This is a genomic window from Vibrio sp. SCSIO 43009, from assembly GCF_023716525.1.
Taxonomy (GTDB): Bacteria; Pseudomonadota; Gammaproteobacteria; order Enterobacterales; family Vibrionaceae; genus Vibrio; species Vibrio alginolyticus.
The window spans coordinates 1,666,562-1,681,401 of sequence record NZ_CP071843.1 but is presented as its reverse complement, the minus strand read 5'-3'; the positions used below and the strand labels follow the sequence as shown (position 1 = coordinate 1,681,401).

The following is a 14,840-nucleotide window of genomic DNA, read 5'->3' as shown; positions in this document are numbered from 1 at the left end:
AGAGAGCAGGAGGATCGCAGCAGCAACGCCAGATGGGCGTTTTAAAGCGAATTGTAATTGCGCAGTTGCTGACATGGGTGATCCTTAAAGACGAAAAAATACCAAGGAATACGTTTGCCTTGGCGTGTTGTTACACTAACGAACATAGGGCCATTGGCACAACCCCGAAGTAGAAAATAAGTTGATACGGTCAATGTTTATTTCTGAACTGGTGGATCGAGCTGCTTTTTAAATTAAAAATTAGAATAAATGACTTTTCATTTTTGTAACATGGCTTGTTTTGCTGTATTTTTGTGCTATTTGTAGTCGTTTAGGCTATAAACCTCAGCTGATAAATTGAGCAGTTTAGAATGATGCGCTTTTTCTTCTTATTGTTAAGACTCTCATTAGTTGCAATTCAATCCAAAATTGCATCGGCAAAATATTGCTTATTAGTGAATCGTGCATTTATTTTGTCTTGATCACATTTTATTAACCTTTTGCGATCTAGGCGTGCAACCTTCTCCTCTTCAATGAGCAAGATCTTGCTCATTACTTTGCTATCAAATCAGCATGATTTTGCTCATTTTTGATGTCTTTCAGCTCTTAGTTCAATAAATACAAAGGGTTAAAAGTTGGCATTTCAATTGCTCTAGGGAATGTGTTGTTAATAAAGGTTTAACATGATGTAAATCCCCAATCGTGAAACGACTACACGGAGAGTAATAATGAAAATGAATAAGCTGGTAAAAGCTTTGGCTGTCGCTGTGACTTCTTTTGGTATTGCTGCTAACGCTGCGGCAGAAGATCGTAGCTATATTCTTGCAACGGCATCGACAGGTGGTACTTACTACCCTGTGGGCGTAGCGTTGGCGACGTTAAGCAAAGTGAAGTTGGCACCAAAGCACCACTTCTCCCTTTCTGCAATCAGCTCTGCGGGCTCTGGTGAAAACGTTAAACTGCTGAATGAAAACGAAGCACAGTTCGCGATTCTACAAGGTCTTTACGGTGCGTGGGCTTGGTCTGGTGAAGGTCCTTATGAGAAGAGCGGTCGCCAAGAACAACTGCGCTCAGTCTCTATGCTTTGGCAAAACGTTGAGCACTTTATTGTTCGCTCTGACCTAGCAAAAACGGGCACAGTGACTGATCTGAACAACCTAGATGGCAAGAAGTTCTCTATCGGTAAGAAGAACTCAGGAACTGAGAACTCTGGTCGCCAAATCATGAAAGGTCTGAAGGTCGACCCTGATAAATTCAATCTTGCTTACATGGGTTACGGCGGCAGTGCGAGCGCACTTCAAAACGGCACCATTGACGGCATGAACACGCCTGCGGGTGTACCTGTTGGTGCGGTCACTCAAGCTTTTGCTGCGTTGGGTAAAGACATTTCGATTCTTTCGTTTACTGACGAACAAATCAAAGAGGCGAACGGCAATTACAACCTATGGACGAAGTACGAGATCCCAGCGAACACGTACCCGGGTCTAGATAAGCCGATCACCACCATTGCACAGCCTAACTTCTTGGCAGTTCGTGAAGATATCTCGGAAGAAGACGTTTACCAGCTAACCAAAGCGATCTACGAGAACCTGCCTTTCCTACAAGGCATCCACAAAGCAACAAAAGCAATGGCGATTGAGAAAGCGATCGCTGGCTTGCCAGTGCCTCTTCACCCAGGTGCGGTGCGTTACTACAAAGAAATGGGCATCGAAATCCCATCAGACCTAATGGCGAAATAACGCCAACTTCGCCCCGAGTTTCGGCTCGGGGCATTTTATCCCTACCGATTTCTAAGATGGAAAAAGCCGCCAGAGCTTGGAGTATGAGATGAGCGACTCAATAGAAAAGGAATTGCAGAAGTTTGAGCTGCCCACGCGCACTGATTTTCCGTGGGTAACCACCACAATCACAGTGTTTGGCGTGGTGTTGTCTGCTTTGCACATTTGGTTTAATACCTTATCGACGTTACCAGAGTTATGGATTTCCGCGACCCACTTTGCTGGCTTTGCGGTGATTTGTGCGCTTTGGTATCCGGCTCATATCTCTCTCAAGCAGAGTAAGATTGCACTCGGCATCGATGTGTTGATTGCCATGGGCGCGGTCGCGTGTTTGCTCTACATTCCCTATGCCGAAGATGCGCTATATGAACGCGGTGTGAAGTTCGTGACCAGCGATTGGGTCTTCGCCATCATGGCAATTTTGATTGTTATCGAACTGATTCGACGCACCATGGGCTGGTTTATTCCAGTGTTGATTGTGGTGTGTTTAAGCTACGTTGTGCTTTGGGGTAAGTGGGCGACAGGTATTTTCCACTTCCCGGGTTTGAGCATGGAAACCTTGCTCTACCGCAGCTTCTATTCTTCTGAGGGCATGTTTGGCTCTATCTCACGCATCAGTTGGACTTTCGTATTCATGTTCATTCTGTTCGGTGCGTTTCTTGTTCGCTCTGGTGTCGGTGATTACATCATCAATGTGGCACGTGCTGCGGCTGGCAAAATCATTGGTGGTCCCGGTTTTATAGCAGTGATTGGCTCGGGATTGATGGGCTCAGTATCTGGCTCAAGTGTGGCAAATACGGTTTCCACCGGTGTTATCAGTATTCCTTTGATGCAAAAAGCAGGTTTCCCTTCACGCTTTGCGGCGGGGGTTGAAGCTGCGGCGTCGACAGGTGGTCAGTTGATGCCACCAGTGATGGGCGCGGGTGCTTTCATCATGGCGTCTTACACGCAAATTCCTTATGTTGATATTATTGCCGTTTCTTTCATTCCTGCTCTTATCTATTTCTTGTCTGTGGCGTTCTTTGTGCGTATCGAAGCCAAACGCAGCGGCGTGCAAAAAATCACGACCAGCGATGAGTCTCTACTGAAAGTGTTGATCAGCGGTTGGCACAATCTTATCCCGCTGGCGGTGTTGGTTACTTTGTTGGTTCAAGGCTTTACGCCAACTTACGCTGCGGGCTTGTCGATCATTTCTGTGGTGGTGGCTTCTTGGTTCTCGAAAGATCATAAGATGGGACCAAAAGCGATCATCGAAGCGCTATCACAAGGTGCGAAAAATATGGCGACAACCGCCATATTGCTGGTGGGTATTGGTTTGGTGATCAACGTGATCAGCACCACGGGCATCGGCAACACGTTCTCATTGATGATCGACGGTTGGGCGAATGGCGACTTGTTCATCATGATCGTTCTGATTGCGCTTGCTTCTCTTGTTTTGGGGATGGGTTTACCCGTGACAGCGGCGTATATTGTATTGGGCACACTGTCTGCCCCTGCGCTTTACAAGTTGATTGCGGAAAACCAACTGCTTGAATTGATGGTGTCAGGTCAATTGCCTGAACAAGCAAAAGCGATCTTCATGTTGGCGGCGCCAGAAAAGCTGGAACTGCTTAATGCACCAATGGCGTTGGAAACCGCGAAAGAAATGGTGGCGCTAGTGCCTGCGGACTTTATGGAAACCCTACTAGAGCAAAGTTTGGGTATGGAAGCGGTAGGTTTGGCATTGCTGGCTGCTCACCTCATCATCTTCTGGTTATCGCAAGACAGTAACGTTACACCCCCAGTGTGTTTGACCGCCTTTGCTGCGGCAACCATCGCAAAAACACCGCCAATGCGCACCGGTTTGATGGCGTGGAAAATCGCCAAAGGTTTGTATCTTGTCCCGCTGTTGATTGCTTACACAGGCTTAGTCAGTTGGGATGTGACGTCGGTAATTACCGTGGGCTTCTTTGCCATCATCGGTACCTATGCATTGATTGGTGCGATTGAAGGCTACTTGGAAGGTCCTCTAAACATTCTGACGCGTCTCTTGTTGGTAGTGGTAGGTACTTTGCTGGTTTGGCACGACATCCCAATGTTGGTTCGTGTGGCAAGCTGCGCGGTATTTGTCGCGGTGTTCATTTACAGTGGTCGCAAGTTCAAATTGCAACAATCTCAACTATCGGTTTTATAAGAGGTCGTATGAAATCAGTCTATGACTACATCATTGTTGGTGGCGGTATCGTTGGTGTGTCGACAGCATGGCAACTACAGCAACGTCATCCAGACAAATCCATTTTATTGGTTGAGAAAGAGTCCGGTTTTGCCCAGCATCAAACCGGACACAATAGCGGCGTGATTCATGCCGGGGTGTACTACGCGCCGGGCAGCTTAAAGGCGGACTTTTGTAAGCGCGGGGTAGAGCGAACCATTTCTTTCTGCGCCGAGCACGATATTCCGGTGGAGAACTGTGGCAAGTTACTGGTTGCGACCAATGAGCAAGAAGTCGAGCGCATGAATGCCCTCTATGAGCGCTGCCATGTCAACGGCATCGACGTAAAGCTACTCGATGAAGTCCAACTTAAACTGGCTGAACCAAACATCACGGGATTGGGCGCGATTTATGTCAAAACCACCAGTATTGTGGACTATCGTTTGGTCACTGAGCAGATGGCGGAAGAGTTCAAAAAGCTTGGCGGCCAAATCAGTCTGCGAACCAAAGTGGTGGCTGCCGAAGAGAAGGATGAAGAAGTTCAACTGACCTGCATTTCAGACGGGCAAACCATGCAACTTAATACCAAGTTCTTGGTTACTTGCAGCGGCTTGATGGCGGATCGCATGACTAAGATGATGGGTATTCCAACTGACTTTCAGATCATCCCTTATCGTGGTGAATACTACCGCTTAGATAGCAAACACGACCGAGTGGTGAATCATCTTATTTATCCAATTCCCGACCCTGATTTGCCATTCTTGGGCGTCCACCTGACTCGCATGATTGATGGCAGTGTGACCGTAGGTCCAAATGCGGTGCAAGGCTGGAAGCGAGAAGGGTACGACAAGGTTAACTTCAGCTTGCAAGATACCATGCAAATGCTGAGCTTCTCCGGTTTCTGGAAGGTAACACAAAAGCATCTAAAAACCGGATTGGATGAGTTCAAGAACTCGTGGTGGAAGCCGGGCTATCTCAAACTGGTCAATAAGTACTGCCCAAGCATCAAGGTCGAAGACCTCAAACCATATCCTGCGGGTATTCGCGCGCAAGCGGTGTTATCCGACGGAACCTTGGTTCATGACTTTTTGTTTGCAGAGAGCGCAAGAAGCCTGCACGTTTGCAACGCCCCCTCTCCAGCAGCGACATCTGCAATGCCGATTGGGGAGTACATTTGCGATAAGGTGAATGAGAAGATAGAGGCGAAAACCGAGACGGTTTAACAGTAGAAAGCCAAACCAAAAGTACACCAGAGATGACTCTATTTGTTGAGTAATTAGTGTCGGGTGTGCCGGAAGTTTGGCTTTTACTTTGGTGATTGGATAATTTCCTTCTTATGATATTTGGATTTATTAGGAGAGGGATGGATGAAATTAGGTTTAGCCCATTACAACGTAGGTGTTGTTAAGCATGATCCTGCATGTCGACAGGATTTTGCACGCAGCCGATCTGAACTGGCGTTAGTGACGGAGATGATGTCAACTCAAATCGAGCATATTGGCAGTACTGCCATTTTGGATATGCCTGCCAAACCTATTATCGATATGGTACTAGGTATTGCGCACTTTCCTCATGTTTCTCTAAAACTTTCTTTGATGGAACAAGCTGAAATTACCATCGAAAAATATACGGATGCTAAGGCAAACTTCGTACGTAAAGTCATAGATGAGTTGAAGACAAAATGAAGAAACGGCTTGGATTCATTTTACTTTGTAGTGCATTTCATTCTTTTGCGTATCAACTGCATGAGCGCGACGAGAGCTATGTATTAATTGGTCATGAGCTCAGTGCTGGCTATATCGTTTATGTACCAGGCTCTATGGAAGCAGAAATTACCAATGTGTTTAAATTTGATTGTGAAGGCAGTCGTGTTGAAGCTGTGAAAATTGGTAGCGAGATTAATAACGCTGCGACATATGGCGAGCATCTCCAATACTATTTCTTTCTCGTGAGAGATCATCAGTTTCACGTTCCTCTAAGAATTATTGAATCTTTTAAAACGGTTGATAAAAAGTCAAAAGAGGTTCTATCAGAACATTTACCTTTCACAAAAAATGATGACCTTGGGTTAGCTTGTGATTTAGTTAGGCCTCAGGTTGAAAGCTATTACTTTTCCCAAGCTTTTGAAGCGATACCTAAACATACCAACAATAAAGGCGACTGAATCAGTCGACTTTATTGTGTCGGCTGTAGAGTCGTAGTGTCTATTGCTATTTAGGGCAGAGTTCGCCTTTCTTTGCGTGTCTTTCGATCATGTAATCGCCTCGGGCACTGTGCAATACAATTGCATTCCAGACTTGACCATCTTGCAACTCGAACTCAAACGCATAATGGGTGCCGCCGACCATTTTCGTTCTCACCTCATGAATTGCTTTCAATTTATCATCGGCATTCATTTGATAAAGCACCATGTTGAGTGAGCGTCTGGCGTCAGGAGTTGCTTCAGCAAGTTGCCAATGGCCCTGCTCGTCTGTTGCGGAGCAAATAGACCGCATTTTACTTTTCATGGCGGATGACATCTGCTTGTCTACGGCCAATGCATTTGGTGAAAACAGTGGAACCGTCAAAGGAATCAAAGTTACCAGAAACCGCTTTAAGGTCATAAAAACACTCCGTTGTTTTACTCTTGTTTGAGTATAGACCTCAATGGCTTCAGATGTGGTGCAGTAGACTCTGGGCCTACAATATCGCAGTTCGTATCAACGAACTGATGATAAACAAGGCGACCACGCTTACCAGCCAAATGCCAATGAACCACAAAATGGGTTTTAGTTTCATCAGTGATATCCTTCTCCACGTTTCATCTTGCCGCGGAAAACCCAGTACGAATAAGCCGTGTAGGCTATGATCAGAGGAAGTAATACCATCGCACCGGCAAGTAAAAATGCCAAACTTTTGTCTGGCGCGGCGACGTCTTGATAAGTGAGTGCGAATGGGACCAAGTAAGGGAATGTACTGACACCGAAACCCATCGCGGACACAAGAAACAGGCCGATCGCAAGAACGTAGGCTCGGACGGCTTTGTGGTCGAGCAATGCTTTGAATAGCTGCCAAATAAGTGCCGCAGCAATAATTGGTAAAATGAAAAACAGTAGCGAGTTTGGTAATGAGAACCAACGTTCAAATACGATATTTTGGCTCAATGGCAGCCACAAACTGGCGATGAATATACAGGCTACCATCGCTAGTCCCCATCGTCGCGCGACCACGTAATAGCGCCCCATCAGCTCTTCTGGAAGCTTGATTAATAACCAGCATGAACCGAGCAGAATATAAGCACAAACAAGCGCCAGGCCACAAAATACGCTAAATGGTGAAAGCCAATCAAACCATCCACCTGCGTATGCTCGTTCACTAACCTCTATACCTTGGAGCAGGGTTCCGAGCATAATGCCTTGCATCAATGCCGCGGTGAGTGAACCAATGAAAAAAGCGCTATCCCATAAAAACTTTCCGCGTTGTGTTCGGAAGCGATACTCAAAAGAAACCCCGCGCAGAATTAACCCGAGCAGCATTAAAATCAGGGGAGCATAGAGTGCTGGCATAATGACCGCGTAGGCGAGGGGGAACACGGCAAAAAGCCCACCACCGCCAAGAACTAGCCAAGTTTCATTCCCATCCCAAACAGGAGCGATGCTGTTCATCATCATGTCGCGCTCTTCATCGTCATTAGCGCTGAGAAATAGGATACCAATACCGAGATCAAAGCCATCTAACACGACATAAATCAGAACGGCGAGCCCAATCAAAGCGTACCAAATTAATGCGTAATCCATGAGTTAGCTCCTAGGTTAGATGGTTAGAATGTGTGATGGCATCGGTTTTCGTGCCATCAGGAAGTCGGCTATCTAGACCTTCTTCATATCGAGTTGGAGACTTACGCATCAAGCGTAGGAGATAGAAGAAGCCAGCTCCAAAAACCACAAAGTAAACCACGATGAACGCCGTCAGGGAGACGCTCACCGCGGCGGCATCAATAGGCGATGCCGAATTGGCTGTGGTTAAAAGACCGTATACGGTGTAAGGCTGTCGACCGACTTCGGTAGTTATCCAGCCTGCTAAAACTGCAATGAACCCCGCTGGGGCAAACAGGACACAAATACGTTGAAGTGCCCTTGAATCAAAAAGTTTGCGACGTGTTCTTAGCCAAAGGCTCCACAAACCAATAACAAGCATGCCAAAACCAAGCGCGACCATTACTCGGAAAGACCAGAAAACGATAGATACAGGAGGGTGTTCCTCCTCTGGAAAAGCATCTAATCCCTTCACTTCACCGTTGAGGTCATGAGTTAAAATCAAACTACCGAGCTTGGGGATTTCCAGTGCGTATTCCATGCGTTTTTCTTCATCGTTAGGGATACCGAAGAGGATCAATGGCGCGCCTTGGTGAGACTCATAGTGCCCTTCCATCGCGGCGACTTTGGCGGGTTGATGTTCAAGGGTGTTTAATCCATGCATGTCTCCAGCAACGATTTGAATTGGTGTCACGATGGCAGCCATCCACATTGCCATCGAGAACATAATTCTGGCTAGAGGGTTATGGTTTGCTTTTAGTAAGTGATAAGCGGCAACGCCAGCTACAACAAAGGCAGTAGTAAGGTAAGCGGCGAGCAACATATGAACGAGCCGGTAAGGAAAAGAAGGGTTGAAGACAATCGCCCACCAGTCTTCTGGGACAAACTGTCCGGCTTCGTTGATACTATAGCCCGCTGGTGTTTGCATCCAACTATTAACCGAAAGTATCCAAAACGCAGACAAAAACGTCCCGAATGCAACAATACAAGTCGCGGCGAAGTGAAGCTTCTTACCTACCTTATCCATACCGAAAAGCATCACGCCTAAAAACCCAGCTTCGAGGAAAAACGCAGTAAAAACTTCATAACCCATTAGCGGGCCTAGGATTGGGCCTGTTTTGTCGGCAAACACGCTCCAGTTAGTACCGAATTGATAGCTCAACACGATGCCACTCACCACACCCATACCAAAACTGATGGCAAAGATTTTGAGCCAGTACTTATAGATTTGCATGTACTGTTTGTTGCCCGTTTTTAAGTACAAGCCCTCTAATACAGCGAGATAACTTGCCAAACCAATCGTAAAAGCTGGAAAAATAATGTGGAAAGAGACAGTAAAGGCAAATTGGAATCTAGCTAGGTCAATGGCGAGTGTGTCCATGAGCGGTCCCTTTTTCGTTGGATAAACAGTTCGCCGGATTTAAAGAGGAGACAGAAGAGTGGCGAACAAGGTGAAATACGAAGAAGGAAGACGAAGAGATTAAAAAACGATCGCTTTTTACACATGTGCGTACCATCTTTTAGATAAAGGAGGAGCGTTATGAGCCTTAAACATTACTTCGAGAAAGCGACACCTAAGTTTGGTCCAGGTGGGAAGTATCACAAGTTCTACCCACTTTTCGAAGCTGTCGAAACCATTTTTTACACGCCTGGTAAGGTAAACCAGGGCATGACTCACGTTCGAGATAGCATCGATTTAAAACGTATTATGATCATGGTGTGGCTGGCGGTCTTCCCTGCCATGTTCTGGGGCATGTACAACATAGGCCAGCAAGCGAGTGATGCCTTGTTGTATGGAATGGATCAAGCCTCAGCTCAGCAAGCGCTTGTTTCTTCATGGCAACTGAGTTGGGTATGGGGCTCGTTAGATGCGGTTTCACAAGCGGGGTGGGGAAGTAAAATGTGGCTTGGTGCTACTTACTTTCTCCCGGTTTATGCGACGGTGTTTATCGTTGGTGGTTTCTGGGAAGTTCTGTTTGCTATTGTGCGAAAGCATGAGGTAAATGAAGGTTTTTTTGTCAGCTCTATACTCTTTGCGCTGATCCTTCCCCCGACAATTCCACTATGGCAAGCGGCTTTAGGTATCACTTTCGGTATTGTTGTGGCGAAGGAGATTTTCGGTGGTACTGGACGAAACTTCCTAAATCCAGCTTTAGCAGGGCGAGCGTTCTTATACTTTGCCTATCCTGCCAACATGTCCGGTGGTGCTGTGTGGGTCGCGGCTGATGGTTACTCTGGCGCTACTCCACTTAGTCAATGGTATGAAGGCGGGCAAAGTGCTTTGATAAATAATATGACAGGACAAACAATTTCATGGGGAGATGCTTTTGTTGGTAATTTACCAGGCTCGATGGGTGAAGTCTCCACGTTGTTGATCGCACTAACAGGCTTGGTTCTCATCTTTATGAAGATTGCATCGTGGAGAATTGTTGCGGGCGTGTTGGTCGGTTTAATCGGAGCTTCATTACTATTGAATGCGATCGGTTCAGACTCTAACCCCATGTTCTCCATGCCGTTCTACTGGCACTTCGTGATTGGTGGGGTTGCGTTTGGTACCTTCTTTATGGCGACAGACCCTGTCTCGGCTGCTTTTACCAATAACGGGAAATGGGCATACGGAGTATTAATCGGCGTGATGACGATTTTTATCCGAGTGCTGAACCCGGCTTATCCAGAAGGCATCATGTTAGCGATTCTATTTGCTAACTTATTCGCGCCACTTTTCGATTACCTAGTCAAAGAAAGTAATATCAAACGCAGAATGAAAAGGGCGAGACCTTCTTAAAATGAGGGTGACCTCACTGAAAATTGATTGAAAACTGCACTATATTGAAAAGGTCAGACACATGGGGTTTCTGACTTTTTATTTTTATCAGGAGGACGAAGACGATGAGAATAAAGGATATTCTCGATAGCCGTTTGGTGCTGTCGTTCTGGTATAACCTAGACTACTGCTTGTCTCTTCTTAGTAAAATCTCTTCTCGTTGATTTCCTCAATGCAATCGCATTGAAAAGCATTCTATCTATTTGTTTTTTAGTCTTACGTGAAACTGCGTAGGGCAATGCGTATAAGGAAATTAACAATGAAACGTATTCCAGAACCTTTCCGTATCAAAATGGTTGAGCCAATCAAAATGACGACTTTGGCAGACCGTGAAGTCGCGTTAAAAGAAGCGGGCTATAATCCATTTCTTCTTCGTAGTGATGATGTTTATATCGATTTGCTGACTGACTCAGGAACTGGTGCCATGAGTGATAATCAGTGGGCTGGCATCATGATGGGGGATGAATCCTATGCGGGGAGTCGAAATTACTACAACCTGTGTGATGCAGTGGAGCACTTCTTCGGTTATAAGCTCACCGTGCCTGCACACCAAGGGCGTGGTGCCGAGCAAATTTTGTTCCCCGCTTTGATTGAGCGTATGCGTCAGGTGCGTGGTGGCGAAACGCCAGTATTTATCTCGAACTACCATTTTGATACCACAGCGGGTCACATTGAACTCAATGGCGGTAAAGCGATTAACGTGGTAACGGAAGAAGCATTCGACACCACTACGCCTTATGATTGGAAGGGCAATTTTGATATCGATAAGCTGGTGGCAACAATTGAAGCGCACGGTTCGCATAACATCTGTGCAATTATCACCACGATTACTTGTAATAGCTCCGGTGGTCAGCCTGTGTCGATGGAAAACATGCGCAGTGTGTACGAGATTGCAACCAAGTACGATATTCCAGTGGTGATTGACTCGGCTCGTTACTGTGAGAACGCTTACTTTATCAAGCAGCGTGAAGCGGGTTACGAGAATAAATCGATTCTGGAAATCATCCGTGAGATGTACCAGTACGGTGATATGCTCACCATGTCAGCTAAGAAAGACCCGATGGTAAACATTGGTGGCATGTGTTGTATTCGTGATCATAAGGAGTTGTTCCAGGCGGTGCAGACGCGCTGCGTACCCATGGAAGGATTTGTGACATACGGCGGCATGGCTGGGCGTGATATGGAAGCGCTCGCTCGCGGTTTGTATGAAGCCGCGGATGAGGATTTTCTTCACTATAGAATTAGCCAAGTTCAATACTTAGGTGAGCGCTTACGTGAAGGCGGTATTCCGATTCAATACCCAACGGGTGGTCATGCGGTGTTTGTGGATGCCGCTAAGATTTTGCCACATATTCCAGCGGATCAGTTTCCTGCGCAGGTATTGTGTAATGCTTTGTACTTGGAAGCGGGTATTCGAGCAGTAGAGATAGGATCGTTGCTGCTTGGTCGAGATCCGGAAACGGGTAAACAAAAAGCGTCAGAGCTTGAGTTGATGCGTTTGACCATTCCACGTCGTGTCTACACAAACGATCATATGGATTACATTGCGGATGCGATTATCGAACTGAAAAATCGTGCACATGAGTTAAAAGGGCTCACTTTCGAGTACGAGCCACCAGTGCTGCGCCACTTTACTGCTCGATTTAAAGAGATCGATTAACTCAAGTTTAAATCTAGATAAGCAAAAGGCCGCGAGTTTCACGGCCTTTTTCGATTCGTTTATTTCTTAGCGTTACAGTTACGCTAACTCTAATGTGATGCGAACGAACTGGTCGTCTTGATACTGCACTTCATAATTGAAGGTACCACTGGCGTAAATGCTGCCAAGGAAAAGTGAGCGTTGACTCATTGGTCCGCGGAACAGCATCGAAATAGGAGCGATTAGGGCGTTATTATCATCGAAGTGCTGATTTAAGTTCTCAGAAAGCACACACAGCAAACAGCCGTGTTGGTCGTGAGATAAGTCGACGTCTTCCGGTCGCGATAATAACACGGTAGTCCCCAGTTTCTTCTCAATCTCGTTGATCAGCAGCAAGTAGCTATCTAGATCGGGTTGAGGATTTCTGGGTTTGTCTGCACCGACGCAGCGCTCGAGTAATTCTTCCAGATTTCCGTTCTCACCTTTTGCCTGCTGAGTCAAAGATTTTAACGGCTTTTTAATCAGCTTATAGCGATTACTCTTCAGTTTTGGTTTCAGCCATTTCTGAAGTAAGTCATTACGTTCTTTAAGGGAGAGGCCATGCGAGGACGCGTGAATTTTAAAGTGCAGGTGTAATAAAGCGTGAACCGCAAGCTCACTCAGAAGTTGGTTAGCATCTGTAGACTGTCTTGCCTGCTTAGAACTTTGCATTACACTCGAACAAAATTAGGGAAGAAGGATAATGGTGCCGAGAGAGGGACTCGAACCCTCACACCAAAGGCACTAGCACCTCATGCTAGCGTGTCTACCAATTTCACCATCTCGGCATCATGATGCTCTGAATACTCAGAGGCCTCGAAAGAAGCAACGCGAATTATAACCAAAATCCACCTGTTGGCGAGAGCAAAATGACGAATTTTGGCTCTTTCGAGTTTGATTGCATATTTATTGGTCACTTTTATGTTTTTTACCATCAACGCCTATCCTTATGCCCTTACTTTTATTAATGGTATGACGACAAAAGAGTACTTTTGCCTAAATTTTGAACGCTTGAACGTTTGCGTAAATAAATGTGATGAATATCTCTTTTTGTTGGCTATACTTGCGTCCCGTTTAAGCGGGAATTAGGGTTTAGTTGTTCAGGACCCTTACCCATACAAGCCGTCACATGGAGCAGGCCAAGCAACATGCTCGCCAGCAGTGAATGACCCCACGGACCGGACCAGCTACGTTCAATTGCTTGTATAAGGTAAAAATAAGATGTCGAACTATTCGTTCTGTCTACATTCTGGATCTAAAAGTGAGTTATCACTCGCTGCGTTGTCCCTTTCTTCTGCCAATTCCTTTGGCTCTTTTTTCTTTTTCAACGTTTAGTAGGTCCAGCTCATGAGTGTTCTATTTAGTCTATTTGGTATTGTTGCACTGCTAGGTTGTGCTTTCCTACTTTCTGAGGGTCGTTCTTCCATTAATTGGAAAACTGTATCTCGCGCCTTGATGCTACAAATGGGGTTTGCTGCTTTGGTGCTCTATTTCCCGTTGGGTCAAGCGGCGCTGGCGAGTTTAAGTAATGGTGTCGCGGGGCTACTCAGCTTTGCTGATGAAGGGATTAAATTCCTCTTTGGTGACCTCGCTTCTTCTGGCTTTATCTTCGCTATCCGTGTCCTTCCTATCATCATCTTCTTCAGTGCTCTTATCTCCGCCCTTTACTATTTGGGCATTATGCAAAAAGTGATTCAATTTATTGGCGGCGCTATCCAGAAGTTCTTGGGTACGAGTAAAGCAGAGTCTTTGGTTGCAACAGGGAACATTTTCTTATCTCAAGGCGAGTCACCACTTCTTATTCGTCCATTTCTTTCTAACATGACTCGCTCTGAACTGTTTGCCGTGATGGCTGGTGGTATGGCTTCAGTGGCGGGCAGTGTGCTTGGTGGTTATGCTGGTTTGGGTGTCGACCTCAAATACTTGATCGCGGCAAGCTTTATGGCAGCACCAGGTAGTTTGATGATGGCAAAAATCATCGTTCCTGAGCGTCAAACGCCAAGCGATTACAACAATATTGAGCTAGATAAATCAGAAGAAAGTAACGTTATTGATGCGCTAGCAAGCGGTGCCATGGGCGGTATGAAAGTTGCCGTTGCTGTTGGTACCATGCTTATCGCTTTCGTGAGTGTTATCGCGATGGTGAACACGGGGCTAGAAAACTTGGGCGAGATACTTGGTTTCTCTGGCGTAACGCTACAAGCGATTTTTGGTTATTTGTTTGCACCTCTAGCGTGGTTGATTGGTGTGCCAAGCAACGAAATTCTAGCTGCGGGTTCATACATTGGTCAGAAAGTGGTGATGAATGAGTTTGTTGCGTTTATCGATTTTGTGCAGCACAAAGCGACACTGTCTGAGCATACTCAAATTATTATCACTTTTGCGTTGTGTGGTTTTGCGAACATTGGCTCAATTGCGATTCAGTTGGGTTCTATCGGCGTGATGGCACCTGAGCGCCGCAAAGATGTTGCAAGTCTAGGCCTAAAAGCGGTTGCTGCTGGTACACTCGCTAACCTGATGAGTGCGTGCTTAGCGGGCATTTTTATCTCTCTCTAATTTAGATTGAAGATACACACTAAAAACCCGCCTAAATGGC

At 46.0% G+C, this 14,840-nt stretch carries 13 protein-coding genes and 1 tRNA gene; 8 read left to right on the top strand and 6 right to left on the bottom strand.

Annotated features, from left to right (window positions below; all coding sequences use genetic code 11):
- The first annotated feature begins 707 nt into the window (after positions 1-707).
- From J4N43_RS23030 to J4N43_RS23010, 5 genes are all read left to right on the top strand, one after another.
- Positions 708-1,718, top strand: a complete 1,011-nt coding sequence (locus J4N43_RS23030) for a TAXI family TRAP transporter solute-binding subunit (protein WP_017635521.1) — start codon at positions 708-710, stop codon at positions 1,716-1,718.
- A gap of 88 nt (positions 1,719-1,806) precedes the next feature.
- A complete protein-coding gene (locus tag J4N43_RS23025) occupies positions 1,807-3,930 on the top strand; it encodes a TRAP transporter permease (RefSeq protein ID WP_158159450.1) in 2,124 nt (707 codons plus the stop codon).
- A gap of 8 nt (positions 3,931-3,938) precedes the next feature.
- On the top strand, positions 3,939-5,171 hold the full coding sequence (lhgD, locus tag J4N43_RS23020) for an L-2-hydroxyglutarate dehydrogenase (protein WP_053349387.1): 1,233 nt from the start codon (positions 3,939-3,941) through the stop codon (positions 5,169-5,171).
- Positions 5,172-5,315: 144 nt separating this feature from the next.
- Entirely contained in the window at positions 5,316-5,633 is a 318-nt protein-coding gene (locus J4N43_RS23015) for a GrpB family protein (RefSeq protein WP_053349386.1), read from the top strand.
- Positions 5,630-6,112: a hypothetical protein gene (locus J4N43_RS23010; RefSeq protein ID WP_033906248.1), complete on the top strand. Its 483-nt coding sequence runs from the start codon at positions 5,630-5,632 to the stop codon at positions 6,110-6,112. Before J4N43_RS23015 ends, J4N43_RS23010 begins: the two co-directional genes overlap by 4 nt.
- Positions 6,113-6,158: 46 nt before the next feature.
- Here the strand turns inward: J4N43_RS23010 and J4N43_RS23005 are convergent, their stop codons facing one another.
- The 3 genes from J4N43_RS23005 to J4N43_RS22995 form a co-directional block, all read right to left on the bottom strand.
- Complete coding sequence (locus tag J4N43_RS23005; RefSeq protein WP_053349385.1) at positions 6,159-6,551, bottom strand: hypothetical protein; 393 nt, start codon at positions 6,549-6,551, stop codon at positions 6,159-6,161.
- 174 nt (positions 6,552-6,725) lie between these two features.
- Positions 6,726-7,724 (bottom strand): cytochrome d ubiquinol oxidase subunit II, encoded by a 999-nt coding sequence (gene cydB, locus J4N43_RS23000; RefSeq protein ID WP_053349384.1) that lies wholly within the window; start codon positions 7,722-7,724, stop codon positions 6,726-6,728.
- Between the two features lie 10 nt (positions 7,725-7,734).
- Entirely contained in the window at positions 7,735-9,123 is a 1,389-nt protein-coding gene (locus tag J4N43_RS22995; protein ID WP_053349383.1) for a cytochrome ubiquinol oxidase subunit I, read from the bottom strand.
- 159 nt (positions 9,124-9,282) lie between these two features.
- Between J4N43_RS22995 and J4N43_RS22990 the strand changes: the two genes are divergently transcribed.
- Both J4N43_RS22990 and J4N43_RS22985 read left to right on the top strand, forming a co-directional pair.
- Positions 9,283-10,527, top strand: a complete 1,245-nt coding sequence (locus tag J4N43_RS22990) for an NADH:ubiquinone reductase (Na(+)-transporting) subunit B (RefSeq protein WP_053349382.1) — start codon at positions 9,283-9,285, stop codon at positions 10,525-10,527.
- 298 nt (positions 10,528-10,825) lie between these two features.
- Entirely contained in the window at positions 10,826-12,226 is a 1,401-nt protein-coding gene (locus J4N43_RS22985) for a tryptophanase (RefSeq protein ID WP_005384172.1), read from the top strand.
- Between the two features lie 78 nt (positions 12,227-12,304).
- Here J4N43_RS22985 and J4N43_RS22980 read toward each other — a convergent pair whose 3' ends face one another.
- From J4N43_RS22980 to J4N43_RS22970, 3 genes are all read right to left on the bottom strand, one after another.
- On the bottom strand, positions 12,305-12,916 hold the full coding sequence (locus J4N43_RS22980) for a DUF2913 family protein (RefSeq protein WP_005384170.1): 612 nt from the start codon (positions 12,914-12,916) through the stop codon (positions 12,305-12,307).
- Between the two features lie 32 nt (positions 12,917-12,948).
- A tRNA-Leu gene (locus tag J4N43_RS22975) sits at positions 12,949-13,032 on the bottom strand.
- Positions 12,997-13,179, bottom strand: a complete 183-nt coding sequence (locus J4N43_RS22970; RefSeq protein ID WP_021035910.1) for a hypothetical protein — start codon at positions 13,177-13,179, stop codon at positions 12,997-12,999. Before J4N43_RS22970 ends, J4N43_RS22975 begins: the two co-directional genes overlap by 36 nt.
- Positions 13,180-13,591: 412 nt before the next feature.
- Between J4N43_RS22970 and J4N43_RS22965 the strand changes: the two genes are divergently transcribed.
- Positions 13,592-14,800, top strand: a complete 1,209-nt coding sequence (locus J4N43_RS22965) for a NupC/NupG family nucleoside CNT transporter (RefSeq protein ID WP_053349381.1) — start codon at positions 13,592-13,594, stop codon at positions 14,798-14,800.
- Positions 14,801-14,840 lie beyond the last annotated feature (40 nt).